We start from the raw sequence: 17,294 nt of genomic DNA on the forward strand, positions 1-17,294 counted from the left end.
TCAGTATGATAGCGCCTCCCCATTACAACTGATTGCCAGCACCCTATTCAGAGCCTGAGCTAAAGCAGTTTTATGTTCATTATCCTCTAACACACTAAAATGGTTACCCGGTATCGCAATCAGTTGAAGCGAAGCATCAGGTATTATCTGCTCCCAGCCCAGCGATGGCTCTATACTTAGACGTTCCGGCTCTTCATCCGCCATAAAAGAGATAGAGGGTGAAGGTTCCATTGCATAAAACTGATGCAGCGTTACCGCCAATGCCTGCGGATCATAATCTCTCACCATCTGCGCATAACTCTCTATCTGCTCCCAACGTTTTGCGATTAAATCAGCGCACAGATTTGCCGGATATAACGCCAATTCTTGTGCCGCTTCAATAAACTGCACTAAATTCAATTCATCAATTTGCCGATACAACTCCGCCATCTCTTGGGTCCGCTCTTCCCCTGATTGCCTTGCTAACTCGATAAAGAATTGATGTTTAGACGGCATTTTCTGCGGCCCAAAATAGTGAGGAGCCGGCGTATCAATCAATCCCAGGAAATTCACTTTCTCACCGGCATGTAACAACCTCTCGGCAATAGCATAAGCCAATATGCCGCCGGAAGAGTAACCGCCCAGCCGGTACGGGCCTTCCGGTTGAACCGCTTTTATCAAGCTGATCATTCTGGCAGCTTGCGCCTCCATCATCGACATCGGTTCTTCATTGATGGATGACCAGGGCAGTGCATAAATCGGGTAACCTGGCTGAATCTGTTGAGCCAATCCAAAGACATAAGAGTAGTCGCCCATTCCGCTAGGCACAAAGAACAGCGGCAACCCTGTTCCGTCAGATCGCACCGATATAGCACCATTTTGTGGCTGAGATAGAGAATCTGAGGTGATTTTTGCTGTCAATTCAGCCAACACTGGGAATTGGAACAACGCATTTAATGTGCAAGCCAAACCCCGGCCAGCAGCAAGATTTATCATTCGCATAGCGAGCAGTGAGTGACCGCCCAGCACGAAGAAGTTGTCATGACGGCTAATCTGCTCAATCCCCAGTAATTCACGCCAAATCGCTGCCAATACGGTTTCCGTTTCACCTTGGGGCGCTTCATAAACCTGACGGGCAAAGGCTTCATTATCCAGTGCCGGTAGCACCCGGCGATCCAGTTTACCGTTCGGGGTCAGTGGAAGTGCATCCAGACGCACAAACGCCGCTGGCACCATATAGTCAGGTAACATGGCACTCAGGTGGCTACGCAGGCGATTAGCCAATCCCTCCTCCGCTGGCGCCACCACATAAGCGACCAAACGTTTATCCTGCCCTTCACCCAACGCCAGCACCACCGATTCACTCACCGCAGGATGCTCCGCTAACCGGGCCTCAATTTCACCGGATTCAATCCGGAAACCGCGAATTTTCACCTGTTGGTCGCTACGGCCTAAGAATTCCAAATTGCCGTCCGGCAGGTAACGGACTAAATCCCCAGTGCGGTACATTCTCGCCTCCGGGTTATCGCTAAAGGGATCGATAAGGAAACGTTCAGCGGTCAATTCAGGGCGATTGAGATAACCCCGCGCTACACCGGCCCCGCCAATATACAACTCCCCCATCGCGCCTAACGGTACTGGCTGACCATGACCATCCAGCAGATAAACCCGCGTGTTGGCAGTCGGACGGCCGATAGGGATCAACGCCGCCGTATAATCTGACGGGCAACGCCAGCTGGTGGCGCACACGGTGATCTCCGTCGGGCCATACGCATTGAACAGAGTTGCTTTTCCCCTCAACGCTTGTATTAGCGCCGCACTGGGGGCTTCACCGCCCAATATCAATGTCGGTTTTATCGTTATCTCTGATAAATTGGCACCTTCCCGAAGCAGTGCCGGTGTGACACAAGCGTGCGTCACCGCCTGTTCTTCCAGATAATGCCAGAGGCGACCGGGGTCCTGGCGGACAATATCAGCAGGAATAACTAAAGTCGCCCCACCAGCCAGCACCATCATAATTTCCCAGACACTGGCATCGAAGCCCAATGAGGCAAACTGCAACATCCGGCTATCCGCGCCAATGCCAAACTGGGCAATTTTATCCAGAGTCAGGTTGACCAGCCCTCGATGTTCGACCATCACCCCTTTTGGTGTGCCCGTCGAGCCGGAGGTGTAAATCACATACGCCAAGTGCTGTGAGGTTAATCCAGATATCTGTGGGTTACTTTCCGGCTGGTCAGGCAGAATATTCGGATCCAGTACGGTCAGCGCAGCCAACGCCTCTGCGCCTAATGCCGCACGCCCGACATTATCCGCCAACAACATCGCAGGCGCGGCATCAGTCAGAATATGGACCATACGCTCACCCGGGTAAGCGGGATCCAGCGGCACATAGGCGCCACCCGCCTTCAATACCGCCAACACCCCGGCCACCATCGCCGGTGAACGTGACACGCAAATCGCCACCCGCTGATCCGGCGCCACACCCAAGGCAATCAGTTGGTAAGCCAGCCGGTTAGCCCAGGCATTCAGTTCTGCATAACTGAGCGTCTGGTTTTCATACACCAATGCTGTGGCATCCGGGTTTTTCTCCACCTGCTGCTCAAACAACTGATGAATACATAACTGGTCAAGATACGCGGTTTCCGTCGTATTCCAGCTCTTTAGCAGCAATGTACACTCCGTTTCAGGCAGAATGTTTAGTGCCCGAACTGGTATTTCCGGGGCCTGTTCAAGTGCCTCTACCAGACTCTCCAGCGCCTGCTGCATATACCCACATACCCGTTCCGGATCAAACGGCTGCACCACCTGAGCCGTCAGCCCCAGTGCGTCGCCAAAATCCTCCACCGACAGCACAAACGGATAGTTAGTCCGCTCCTGTCCGCCCAGAAATTCAATATCGCTGATGGGTTCATCCGACTCTGTTGGCAATGCATTATGTCGATAGTTCAGCAAGCTACTAAAGAGTGGGATCTCCCCCTGAACACCACTGCAACGCTGGACCAACGCCAATGAAGCGTGTTCATGTTCTAATAATCCAGCAAGTCGGGTATGGGCTGCCTGTACGCTGTCCCGTACCGGCGTATCATTGATATCCAACCGCAGCGGCAAGGTATTGATGAACAATCCCATGCCGCTGTCAGCGCCGTCCCCTGCCTGCATCCGTCCAAACAGCACAGTGCCGAACACCACTTTCTCCTGACCACTGGTACGCGATAACACCTGTGCCCAAGCCAGATGGCACAAGGCGGCCAAACTCACGCCCAAACGTCTGGCCTGACCACGCAAATGATCATTCAGCGCAGCCGTCAGCATCCGGTGAGATTCCGTCACCTGCGAACCATCACGATGCACCTCCGTCAGCCCAAAAGGCAGTGTGGGTTCATCTACCTCTGCTAACATATTGGTAAAGAAACGAGTATGCGCTTCCTGATTGACATCAAGCCGGGCCTGAGCCACCAGATTGCGGAAAGGAACTGGAGCCGGCAAACTCGCTTCCTGACCGTCAAGATACGCCTGCACCTCTCGATCCATCACATCCAGCGTCGTATGGTCACCAATCAGGTGATGCTGCAATTGCAATACAATCCAACGGCCATCAGTTTCCGGCACCACGATAAAACGCAACAACGGTGCCTGGCTCAAATCGAGACGATAATGATGTGGATCAAAGCGTTGAACCAATTGCTCGCTGATCGCCCCGTCATCCGGGTCCAGCGTCAATTCAGTCACTGATAAAAGTACCTGACGCAAAACTACCTGCGCCGGCATCGATAATCCTTGCCAGATAAACGCGGTACGCAGGATATCGTGCCGGTCAACCACTTGTTGAATCGCCGTCAGATAACGATCCAGCAAAGCACGGTCAGCCAAGGCTACTTGACCAGCCAATAGGTACGGATCACCTGAGTTTGTCAGCAGATGGTGGAACAAAATCCCCTCCTGCAACGGTGACAACGCATAGATATCCTGAATATTGGTCACCCCGCCCGGTACTTGCCCAACGATAAGATCAATGTCAGCCTGAGTCAGATCAATCAACGGCAGCAACTCTGGTGTCAATACCGTCGTATCCGGTGTAATCCGGTTTTCAGGCACCTGAGTTTCACGATGTTGAGCCACAGACTGAGCCAAGACACAAAGTGTTTGATGCTGGAATAGTGTTTGCACCGAGACAGCCAAACCAATACGCCGCAAGCATTCAATCATCCGGACAACCAGCAACGAGTGGCCTCCCAACGCAAAGAAATTGTCATGCCGGCTAATTTGTTCAATCCCCAGTAATTCACGCCAAATCGTCGCCAGTGCAGTTTCTATCTCGCCTTGCGGGGCCTCATAGACCTGACGGGCAAAAGCTTCCTGCCCGGGCGCAGGCAACGCCTGGCGATCCAATTTACCGTTCGGCGTTAACGGGAAGGCGTCCAGACGCACAAACGCCGCCGGCACCATGTAATCAGGTAAAACGGCACTCAGGTGGCTACGCAGGTGATTAGCCAGCCCCTCCTCCTCTGGCGCCACCACATAAGCGACCAAACGTTTATCCTGCCCTTTCCCCAATCCCAACACAACAGATTCACTTACCGCCGGATATTCCATCAACCGGACCTCAATTTCACCGGGTTCAATCCGGAAACCACGAATTTTCACCTGTTGGTCGTTACGCCCCAGGAATTCCAAATTGCCGTCTGGCCGATAACGAGCCAAATCCCCGGTTCGATACATGCGCGCATCCGGTTTATCGCTAAAAGGATCAACCAGGAAGCGTTCAGCGGTCAACTCGGGACGATTGAGATAACCTCGCGCTACACCCGCCCCTCCAATATACAGTTCTCCCACGGCCCCCAACGGTACGGGCTGACCATAGGTGTCCAGCAGATAAACCCGCGTGTTAACTATCGGCTGCCCAATCGGTACCCATTCACCCATATAGTCTGACGGGCAACGCCAGGTCGTAGCGCAGACCGTCGTTTCCGTCGGTCCATACGCATTGAACAGCGTTACCTTCCCCTTCAGAGCCTGGAGCAACACAGTACTCAGGGCTTCACCCGCCAGTACCAATGTGGGTTTTATCGTTATCGCCGGCAAATCAATCCCCTCCCGCAGCAACGCGGGCGTCAGACAAGCGTGCGTTACCGCCTGCTCTTCCAGATAATGCCAGAGACGGTATGGATCCTGACGAACCGCGTCGGCAGGGATAATTAAGCTTGCTCCCCCACTCAGCGCTATCATGATTTCCCAAACACTGGCATCAAAGCCAAAGGAAGCAAACTGCAACATCCGGCTAGTTACACGCATGTCAAGCCGGCTAACTTGTGCCAGCGCCAGATTACTCACACCACGATGCTCCACCATCACCCCTTTTGGCATACCGGTAGAACCGGAAGTGTAAATCACATACGCCAAATGCTGTGGAGTCAATGCAGGAACCTGCGGGTTACTCTCCGGCTGATCAGGCAGGATATTCGGGTCAAGCACGGTCAGCACAGCCAATCCCTCCGCCCCCAACACCGCATACCCAACACTATCCGCCAGCAAAATAGTCGGCGCGGCATCATTCAGGATATGCGCCAGACGTTCACCCGGGTAAGTTGGGTCCAGCGGCACATAAGCCCCACCCGCTTTAAGTACCGCCAGTAATCCCGCTACCATTGCCGGTGAACGCGCCACACAAATTGCCACCCGTTGATCCGGTACGACACCCAGTGCAATCAGCTGATGCGCCAACCGGTTAACCCAAGTGTTCAATTCGGTATAACTGAGGTTCTGCCCTTCATACACTAACGCTATCGCGTCAGGGTTTTTCTCCACCTGTTGTTCAAACAATTGATGAAAACATAACTGCTCAGGATACGCGGTTTCCGTGGCATTCCAGGTCTCCAGCAACAGTTTTCGTTCTGCTTGCGGTAACATGTTCAGTGTCCGTACCGGGGTCTCAGGGGCTTGTTCAAGCGCTTCTGCCAGGCTTTCCAACGCTTGCTGCATGTATCCGCACATCCTGTCCGGATCAAACGGCTGCACCACCTGAGCCGTCAGCCCCAGCGCTTCACCAAAATCTTCCACTGACAGTGCCAGTGGGTAGTTGGTCCGCTCCTGTCCGCCAAAGGCTTCAATATCACTGATGATTTCGTCCGACGTTTCCGGCAAGGCATTATGCCGATAGTTCAACAAGCTGTTAAACAGTGGGATCTCCCCCTGTATACCGCTGCAACGCTGGGCCAGCGCCAGTGACGCATGTTCATGATCCAGCAATCCCGCTAACCGGCTATGGGCTGTCAGTACACTGTCCCGTACTGGGGTATCATCCATATCCAGCCGCAACGGCAAGGTATTGATAAACAGCCCCATGCCGCTGTCAGAACCGTCTCCCGCCCGCATCCGGCCAAACAGCACGGTGCCGAACACCACTTTTTCCTGATCGCAGGTACGCGATAGTACCTGCGCCCAAGCCAGATGGCACAAGGCGGCCAAACTCACGCCCAAATGCCGGGCCTGACCGCGCAAACGGTCATTCAGTTCGGTTGTCAGCATCCGATGCGATTCCGTCACCTGTGAACCATCACGATGCACCTCCGTCAGCCCGAACGGCAGTGTCGGTTCATCGACCTCAGCTAACATATTGGTAAAGAAACGGATGTGTTCTTCCTGACTGACACCAAGTCGGGCCTGAGCCACCAGATTGCGGAAAGGAACCGGCGCAGGTAAACGTGCTTCCTGACCGGCAAGATACGCCCGCACTTCCCGATCCATCACTTCCATCGTCGAATGGTCACCAACCAGATGATGCTGCTGTTCCAGCAAGAGCCAACGCCCCCCTTCTTCCTGTGCCATCATAAAGCGCAACAGCGGCGCCTGCCCCAAATCCATACGATGATGACGCGGGTCAAAACGCCAGGCCAGTTGAGCACTGATTGGCCCGTCAGAGGGGATTAACTTCAGTTCAGTGACTAACAAAGGAGCCTGACGCAAAACCACCTGCGCCGGTGCAGATAATCCTTGCCAGATAAACGCGGTCCGTAAGATATCGTGCCGGTCAACCACCTGTTGAACCGCCGCCAGATAATTATCCAGCAAAGAGCGATCAGCAAAGGCCATCTGATCAGCCAACAGGTACGGATCACCTTCATCTGCCAGCAGATGGTGGAACAAAATCCCCTCCTGCAACGGCGACAACGCATAAATATCCTGAATATTTTCCATTCCGCCCGGCACTTGCCCGACGATCAGATCAATTTCAGGCTGGGTCAGATTAATCAACGGCAGCAGATCCGGTGTCAGTACCGTCATATCCGCTGTAATGCGGTTTTCAGGGACCTGAATTTCACGATGCTGAGCCAGAGACTGAGCCAAAACATGGAGTGTCTGATGCTGGAATAGCGTTTGCACCGAGACACCCAGACCAATACGCCGCAGGGATTCAATCATCCGGACAACCAGCAACGAATGACCGCCCAGAGCAAAGAAATTGTCATACCGGCTAATCTGTTCAACCCCCAGCAATTCACGCCAAATCACCGCCAGGGCAGTTTCCATCTCGCCTTGCGGCGCTTGGTAAACCTGACGGGCAAACGCGTCCTCGCCCGGTGCCGGCAACGCCCGGCGATCCAATTTACTATTCGGCGTTAATGGCAAGCCATCCAAGCGCACAAAAGCGGACGGTAGCATGTAGTCAGGCAACAACGCACTCAGATGTTCACGCAGACGGTTAACCAATCCGTCATCCGCTGGCGCCACCACATAGGCGACCAGACGCTTATCCTGCCCTTCTCCCAACGCCAGCACGACAGATTCACTCACCGCAGGGTGTTCCAATAACCGGGTTTCAATTTCACCCAGTTCAATACGGAAGCCTCGAATCTTCACCTGATGGTCATTACGGCCCAGGAACTCCAGATTGCCATCCGGCAGGTAACGGGCCAAATCCCCAGTCCGGTACATGCGCGCATCCGGGTTGTCACTGAACGGATCCACCAGGAAACGTTCCGCGGTCAATTCTGGCCGGTTCAGATAACCCCGCGCCACACCCGCCCCGCCAATATACAATTCCCCCACCACGCCCAACGGCACAGGACAGCCAAACTTATCCAGTAAATAAAGCCGGGTATTGGCAAGCGGGCGACCAATCGTCGGGTAAGGATGCGCCGGCTCTATGCAGGCCAGCGTCGCATCCACGGTGCATTCGGTTGGACCGTAGACGTTATAAGCCGTCAGTTGCGGTATACTGGCTACCGCCTGCCAGGTTTGTACTGATATAGGCTCACCGCCAATCAGCAGCGTCAACGCTTTTTGATGCTGATGCAAACCCGCTGCCAACAACATCTCTAATTGCATTGGCGTACAATCCAGCACATCAAGATTTGTCCTGGCTAAAAATTGCAATAAGGCCGCACTATCGGCGCGCACATCTTGTGGAACAATCACCAGCGTGTAGCCATTCAACAGGCCAAGTATGTTTTGCAATGCCGCATCAAAGGAAATACTGGCGTTCAGGCTAACCCGGTAAGGGGCCGGTGAAGATGCAAATGCGCGGGCTGTCAGCGTTCCATGTAAATTCAACAAAGAGCGATGCTCAACCATAACACCCTTCGGTGTACCGGTAGAGCCGGAAGTGTAAATCACATAGGCCAAATGACGGGAAGTTAGCGCAGGTATCTGTGGATTACGGTCTGACTGGTCAGGCAAAAGATTAGGATCGAGTACCGTCAGTCCGGCCAGCGCTTCCCTGCCCAGTACCGCACATCCCGCCTCATCCGCCAGTATCACTGACGGTGCAACATCATTCAGGATATGCCCCAGACGTTCACCCGGATAAGCCGGGTCTAACGGCACGTAGGCGCCGCCCGCTTTCAGCACCGCCAGCAATCCGACCACCATTGCCAATGAACGCGACACGCAAATCGCCACCGGCTGGTCCGGTGCTACGCCCAGTGCAATCAGCTGATGCGCCAGCCGGTTAGCACGGGTGTTCAGTTCGGTATAACTGAGCGTCTGCCCTTCATACACTAACGCTGTCGCGTCAGGGGTTTTCTCCACCTGTTGTTCAAACAGCTGATGAATACACCATTGGTCTGGATATGCGGTTTCCGTGGCATTCCAAGTTTTCAGCAACAATGTACGCTCCGCTTCCGGCAAAATTTCCAGCTGCCGGACCGGTGTTTCCGGGTCCTGTTCAAGCGCCTCGATCAGGCTTTCCAGCGCCTGCTGCATGTAGCCACATATCTTTTCCGGATCAAACGGTTGTACCACCTGAGCCGTCAGCCCCAGTGCGTTGCCAAAATCTTCCACTGACAGAGAAAACGGATAGTTGGTTCGTTCCTGCGCGTCAAGGAATTCAATACCGCTGATGAATTCATCCGAGGCCGCCAGCGGCGTATTATGCCGGTAGTTCAGCAACGCATTGAACAGGGGTGTGCCACTGGCTACCCCACTGCAACGTTGAGCCAGCACCAATGAGGCATGTTCATGCTCCAGCAACCCCGATAACCGGGTATGAGCAGCCTGTACGCTGTCCCGTACCGGGGTTTCATCCATATCCAACCGCAACGGCAAGGTATTAATAAACAGCCCCATGCCATTGTCGGCACCTTCGCCGGCCTGCATCCGGCCAAATAGCACCGTGCCAAACACCACTTTCTCCTGACCACTGGTGCGCGATAGCACCTGCGCCCAGGCCAGATGGCACAGGGTTGCTAAACTCACGCCCAAATATTTGGCCTGACTACGCAAACGATCATTCAGTGCCGCCGTCAGCATCTGGTGAGATTCCGTCACCAACGAACCATCACGATGCACCTCCGTCAGTCCAAATGGCAGTGTTGGTTCATCGACCTCCGCCAACATCTCGGTAAAGAAACGGGTATGCTCTGCCTGACTGATGCCAAGCCGGGCTTGAGCCACCAGATTGCGGAAAGGAACCGGGACAGGCAAACTCTCTTCCTGACCGGTAAGATACGCCTGTACTTCACTGTTCAGCACTTCCAGTGTGGTGTGGTCGCCAATCAGGTGATGCTGCTGTTCCAGTAAGATCCAACGTCCCTCTTCTTCCTGTGCAATGATAAAACGCAGCAGCGGTGCCTGATCCAGATCTATACGATGATGACACGGGTCAAAACGCCGGGTTAACTGGTCACTGATCGCGCCGTCAGCCGGATCCAGTGTCAGTTCAGTCACCGACAAGGTCGCCTGACGCCAGACCACCTGTGCCGGTACGGATAATCCTTGCCAGATAAACGCCGTACGCAAGATATCGTGCCGATTAACCACCTGTTGAACCGCTACCAAATAACTGTCCAGTAGAGCGCGGTCAGCAAAGGCCATCTGACTGGTCAACAGATAGGGATCACCTTCGTCTGCCAGCAGGTGGTGGAACAAAATCCCCTCCTGCAACGGCGATAACCCATAGATATCCTGAATATTGACCATTCCGCCCGGCACTTGACCGACGATCAGATCAATTTCAGGCTGTGTCAGGTCAATCAATGGCAGCAGATCCGGTGTCAGCACCGTCATATCCGCTGTAATGCGGTTTTCAGGTATTTGGATTTCACGCTGTTGAGCCACAGACTGAGCCAGAACACGCAGTGTCTGATGTCGGAATAGTGTTTGTACCGATACGCCCAAACCAATACGCCGCAGGGATTCAATCATCCGGACAACCAACAACGAATGACCACCCAGCGCAAAGAAATTGTCATGCCGGCTAATCTGCTCAACCCCCAGCAATTCACGCCAAATAGACGCCAGTGCAGTTTCTATCTCGCCTTGCGGCGCTTGGTAAACCTGACGGGCAAAAGCCTCCTCTCCCGGTGCCGGTAACGCCCGGCGATCGAGTTTGCCATTCGGCGTCAGCGGGAAAGCATCCAACTGAACAAAGGCCGCCGGGACCATATAGTCAGGCAACATGGCGCTCAGATGTTCTCGCAGACGGTTAATCAACCCGTCATCCGCTTCCGCCACCACATAAGCCACCAGACGCTTATCCGGTCCCTCTCCCAACGCCAGCACCGCGGCTTCTTGCACCGCAGGATATTCCACCAGCCGGGCCTCAATTTCACCCGGTTCAATCCGGAAACCCCGAATTTTGACCTGTTGATCATTACGGCCCAGAAATTCCAGATTACCGTCCGGCAGGTAACGGGCTAAATCCCCGGTCCGATACATGCGCGCATCCGATTGTTGACTAAACGGATCAACTAGGAAACGTTCCGCGGTCAATTCAGGGCGATTGAGATAACCACAGGCAACCCCATCTCCGCCGACATAAATCTCACCGGTCACACCCAATGGCACCGGTTGACCATCAGCATCCAACAGATAAATTTGCGTGTTGGCTATTGGCCGGCCAATCGGGATCCTCGTCGCTCCCTGTGGTAACGCCGTAATACGGTAGGTGGTGGTAAAGGTGGCGCCTTCACTCGGGCCATAGCCATTCAATAATTGTTGTGGCGGGCTATCATGCAGAACCCGGGCAATGACATGCGGATCAAGTACATCTCCGCCGACAATCAGGATCCTGAGCTGCGGGAAAACCGGAGACAACGCTGTCGCCAGCCGGTTAAACAGCCCGACACTCAGCCACAACACCGTAATGCGATGAACCTGCAATGCCTGAACAAACTCTTTGGGCGTCAGCACAGTCGCGTGATCAATCACCACCAGCGCACCGCCGTTAAGCAACGGCGCCCAGACTTCAAACGTACTGGCATCGAAAGCCGGATTAGTGGTAAAAGCAACCCGATCATTCCGCCCGATTTCAGCATAATCATTCTTGATGACCAGCCGGACTACCGCACGATGAGGCACAACCACGCCTTTGGGCATACCGGTCGAGCCGGAGGTGTACATAACATACGCTGACCCAGCACTGGAACACGGTAAATCAGGATTGAGGCTATCTTTCGCCTTAATGGTATCGGTCTCACCGGAGAGGCGAAACAGAGGAACAGACAGGCCAAGCGGAATCTCAGATTGCGCATCGGTGATCAACAACTTAGCGGAGCAATCGTTCATCAACCAGACTTTCCGCTCGTCTGGCACTCGGGGATCGACAGGAACATAAACGGCTCCAATCTTAAGAATAGCCAACTGGGCCACCACCAGTTCGATAGAGCGTTCTAACAGAACCGCCACGTGCTCATTCCGGTTAATTCCCTGCTCAATCAGTTGGCGGGCCAGGTGGTTAGCACAGGCATTCAATTCTGCATAGTTAAGAATCTTATCTCCCGCGATCAACGCCGGCGCCGTTGGCGTTTTCTCCACCTGTTGTTCAAATAATTGATGAATGCATAACTGGTCAGGGTACACGGTTTCCGTCGCATTCCAGCTTTTCAGCAACAGTGTACGCTCCGCTTCCGGCAAAATTTCCAACCGCCGTACCGGTGTTTCTGGAGCCTGTTCAAGTGTCTCCACCAAACTTTCCAGCGCCTGTTGCATGTACCCGCATATTCTTTCCGGATCAAGCGGCTGTACCACCTGAGCCGTCAGCCCCAGAGCTTCACCAAAATCCTCTACCGATAGCACTAACGGATAGTTAGTCCGCTCCTGTCCATCCAAAAATTCAATACCGCCGACGAGTTCATCCGACGTTGCCGACAGGGCATTATGCCGATAATTCAACAGACTGCTAAAGAGGGGGATCTCGCCCTGCACACTGCTGCAACGCTGGGCCAGCGCCAATGAAGCGTGTTCATGCGCTAATAATCCGGCAAGCTGGGTATGGGCGGCCTGCACGCTGTCCCGTACTGGTGTATCATCCATATCCAGACGCAGCGGCAAGGTATTGATAAATAATCCCATACCGCTGTCAACACCGTCCCCCGCCTGCATCCGTCCAAATAACACAGTGCCGAACACCACTTTCTCCTGACCGCTGGTGCGCGACAATACCTGCGCCCAAGCCAGATGACACAGCGCCGCCAAACTCACACCCAAACGCCGGGCCTGACTACGTAAACGGTCATTCAGTGAAGTCATCAACATCCGATATGATTCCGTCACCTGTGAACCATCACGATGCACCTCCGTCAGCCCAAACGGCAGTGTCGGTTCATCTATCTCAGCTAACATCCCGGTAAAGAAACGGGTGTGCTCTGCCTGACTGACACCGAGCCGGGCCTGCGCCACCAGATTGCGGAAAGGAACCGGAGCAGGCAAACGCGCTTCCTGACCAGCAAGATACACCTGCACTTCACGATCCATGACTTCCATCGTCGAGTGGTCGCCAATCAGATGATGCTGATGTTCCAGCAGGATCCAGCGTTCTCCTTCTTCCTGTGCCATCATAAAACGCAGCAGCGGCGCTTGTCCCAGATCCATACGATGCTGACGTGGATCAAAACGCTGAGTTAACTGATCACTGATCGGCCCATCAGCAGACGTTAACTTCAGTTCAGTAACCGATAAGGTCGCCTGACGCAAAACCACCTGCGCCGGTACGGATAATCCTCGCCAGATAAACGCAGTCCGCAGGATATCGTGCCGGTCAACCACCCGTTGAACCGCCGCCAGATAACTGTCTAACAGAGCACGGTCAGCAAAGGTCATTTGACCGGTCAACAGGTATGGATCGCCTTCGTTTGCCAGCAGATGGTGGAACAAAATCCCCTCCTGCAACGGCGACAACCCATAGATATCCTGAATATTTTCAATCCCACCCGGTACTTTCTCGACGATCAGATCAATGTCAGGCTGGGTCAGGTTAATCAGCGGCAGCAGATCTGGCGTCAACACCGTCGTATCCGATGTAATCCGGTTTTCCGGTATTTGGATTTCATGGTGCTGCGCCAGAGACTGAGCCAGAGCATGGAGTGTCTGATGCCGGAACAGCGTTTGCACTGAAACACCCAGACCAATACGCCGCAGAGATTCAATCATCCGGACAACCAGCAATGAATGGCCGCCCAGGGCAAAGAAATTGTCATGCCGGCTAACCTGTTCAACCCCCAATAACTGGCTCCAAATCACCGCCAGCGCAGTTTCTATCTCACCTTGTGGCGCTTGGTAAACCTGACGGGCAAAAGCGTTATCTCCCGGCGCCGGCAGCGCCCGGCGATCCAGTTTGCCATTTGGCGTCAGCGGGAAAGCATCCAACTGAACAAAGGCCGCCGGGACCATATAATCCGGCAACATGGCGCTCAGGTGGCTGCGCAGGCTATTAGCCAGTTCGTCATCCGTTTCCGCGACCACATAAGCCACCAAACGCTTATCCTGTCCCTCACCCAAAGCCAGCACAACAGCTTCACTCACCGCAGGGTGTTCCACCAGCCGGGTTTCAATTTCCCCCGGCTCAATGCGGAAACCGCGGATTTTCACCTGATGGTCATTACGGCCCAGGAATTCTAGATTGCCGTCCGGCAGATAGCGGGCCAAATCCCCGGAACGATACATCCGGGCACCGGATACCAAGCTAAAGGGATCCGGCATAAAATGCCCGGCGCTCAGTTCTGGCCGGTTAAGATAACCGCGCGCCACCCCGACGCCGCCAATATACATTTCGCCGGTGCAGCCCAATGGTACCGGCTGACCATAGGGGTCCAGCAGGTAAACACAGGTATTTTTCACTGGCCGACCGATAGAACGCGTATCTTCCGGCGATAATATCGCCTTACAGGTGGCAATCACGGTATTTTCAGTCGGACCATAGGTATTTAACAGCTGTGGACGATAGGCTTTCTGGGCAAACCACGCCTGAACCGCGCTCTTCTGTACCGCCTCACCCCCAATAATGATTAACCTGAGGCACTCCGGTAGCGGTAATGCCGCCAGTTCAGACCAAAACAGCGTCGGCAAAGACATCACCGTAATACGATGTTGCCGGATTAAGGCAATAAATTCTTGTACCGAAGCCAGCCAGCTATCATCACGTATCACCAGCGTCGCGCCATGAGATAATGACGAGAAAAATTCTTCGATCGACGCATCAAAAGCAAAAGAGGAGAATTGCAACACCCGGTCTTGCGCCGTCACCGCGTAGGTTTCATTAAAACCTAAACTGCGCTGATAAATCGCCTGATGTTCTATCGTCACCCCTTTTGGTTGCCCGGTTGAACCGGAGGTGTAAATCACATAGGCCAGATGCTGTGGCGTCAACGCCGGCACCAGAGGATTACTGCCCGGCTGGTCAGGCTGAACATTCGGATCCAGTACTATCAATTCTGCCAGTGCTTGCTCTCCTAATACTGCCCGTCCGGTTTTATCCGCCAGTACTATCACCGGTTTGGCATCATTCAGGATATGCGTCAGACGTTCAACCGGATAGGCGGTATCCAGTGGTACATAGGCCCCACCCGCTTTCAGCACCGCCAGCAACCCTACCACCATTGCCGGGGAACAAGACACGCAAATCGCCACCCGTTGATCCGGTGCAACCCCCAGCGCTATCAGTTGATGGGCCAGACGGTTAGCCCGGGTATTCAGTTCCGCATAACTGAACGTCTGCTCTTGATACACCAGCGCCGCAGCATCCGGCGTTTTCTCTGCCTGTTGTTCAAATAATTGATGAATGCACAATGGATCAGGGTACTCGATTTCCGGCGTGTTGCCGATTGCCAACAACAACTTACGCTCTGCCGGCGTCAGGATATCGATTTCCCCGATCCGCTGCTGAACATTTGCAGCCATCGCTTGCAGCACCGTATGCAAATATCCGATGTGTCGTTCGATTGTCGGTTGATCAAACAGGGCGGTTGCATAATCGAGATAACCGATAATCCGGCCCTCTACTTCCGACAAGATCAGCTCCAGATCAAACTTAACGATATCAAAATCTTGATCGACCGGTGACATTGTCAGCCCCGGCAATTCCCACTCGGCATTCTCATTGTTATGCCAGGCAAACATCACCTGGAACAACGGGGTATGCGCCAGCCGGCGCGGTGGTTGCACGATTTCCACCACCTGTTCAAACGGTAAATCCTGGTGCTCCTGCGCCATCAGGGCGACTTGCCGCGCCCGTGCCAGCAACTCAGCCACATTTGGCTCACCCGATAAATCCATGCGCAACGCCAGCGTATTGACAAAGAAACCGATCAGCGGCTCTACTTCCTGGCAACCGCGGCCCGCACTCGGTGTGCCAATCACCACATTATCCTGACCTGACAGGCGCGACAGAACCGCCGCCCAGGCTGATAAAATCGTCATGAACAATGTGACACCCTGCTGTTCACTCAGGCGTTTAAGGGCTTGGGTTAACTCCGCATCCAGATTGACCGGCAAGGTACTCCCCACAAACGACTGTTCAGGGGGGCGTGGCCGGTCAGTAGGTAAATCCAGCAGAACCGGTGCGTCAGCCAGCATGGTGCGCCAATAGTCGGATTGAGTTTGGGTATGTTCGGCAGACAACCATTGACGCTGCCAGGCAGCATAATCAGGGTATTGAATCGCCAGCGGGGGCAATGGATCCGCTTGTTCTGCCAGAAATGCCGTATAGAGGGTACTGAGTTCACGTATCAGCACATTGACAGACCAGCCATCGGAAACAATGTGATGCTGGGTGAGCAAAAACTGATATTCGTCATCCGCGAGCCGGATGAGAGAAGCACGGATGAGTGGGCCACTCATGAGATCAAATGGCGTATAAGCTTCCTCTGTGCTTAAGCATTCAAGTACCGTTTCAACATCTGGGATACCACGCAGATCGCATTGAGACAAAGTTAACCCACTGTCCGGCGCCAGTAGTCGTACCTGAGGCTGGCCGTCAACAACAATAAATACCGAACGTAACGCTTCATGACGGGCAAATAAGGCATTCAGCGCCTGCTGCCAGACGGCGATATCAAACTGCCCACGCAAACGCAGGGCGACCGGGATATGATAGATATCACTGACGCCATCAAGCTGCGCCAGGAACCACAAACGCTGTTGCGCGAATGACAGCGGCAACTTACCCTCACGGGATATCGGCAGGATGGCAGGCAATCCCCGGTCTTGTTTATCAAACCGGGTACGGATCTGCTCAGCAAAACCAATCAAAGAGGGGAACTTAAACAACGTGGTTAGCGGCAATTCAACACCTAAAGCCGCAACACGGTTCATTACTCGCACCGCCAACAGTGAATGACCACCGAGTGCGAAGAAATTGTCATGCCGGCTAATCTGCTCAATCCCTAACAGTTCACGCCAAATCGCCGCCAGTGCTGTTTCGATCTCCCCTTGCGGCGCTTGGTAAACCTGACGGGCAAAGGCTTCCTCCCCCGGCGCCGGTAGCGCCCGGCGATCCAGTTTGCCATTCGGCGTCGATGGAAAAGCCTCCAAACGTACAAAGGCCGCCGGCACCATGTAGTCAGGTAAAATAGCACTCAGGTAGCGACGCAGGCTATTAA

At 54.0% G+C, this 17,294-nt stretch carries 1 protein-coding gene (only partly in view); it reads right to left on the bottom strand.

Features of this window, described 5'->3' with window-relative positions; genetic code table 11:
- Positions 1-17,294: the 3' portion of a non-ribosomal peptide synthase/polyketide synthase gene (locus LGZ99_RS06680; protein ID WP_262978973.1), read on the bottom strand. Its footprint extends 14,986 nt past the window's final position; the window shows 17,294 of its 32,280 coding nt (coding positions 14,987-32,280); the start codon falls outside the window, past its right edge; the stop codon is at positions 1-3.

Source organism: Photorhabdus temperata (genome assembly GCF_025384845.1).
Classification (GTDB): domain Bacteria; phylum Pseudomonadota; class Gammaproteobacteria; order Enterobacterales; family Enterobacteriaceae; genus Photorhabdus; species Photorhabdus temperata.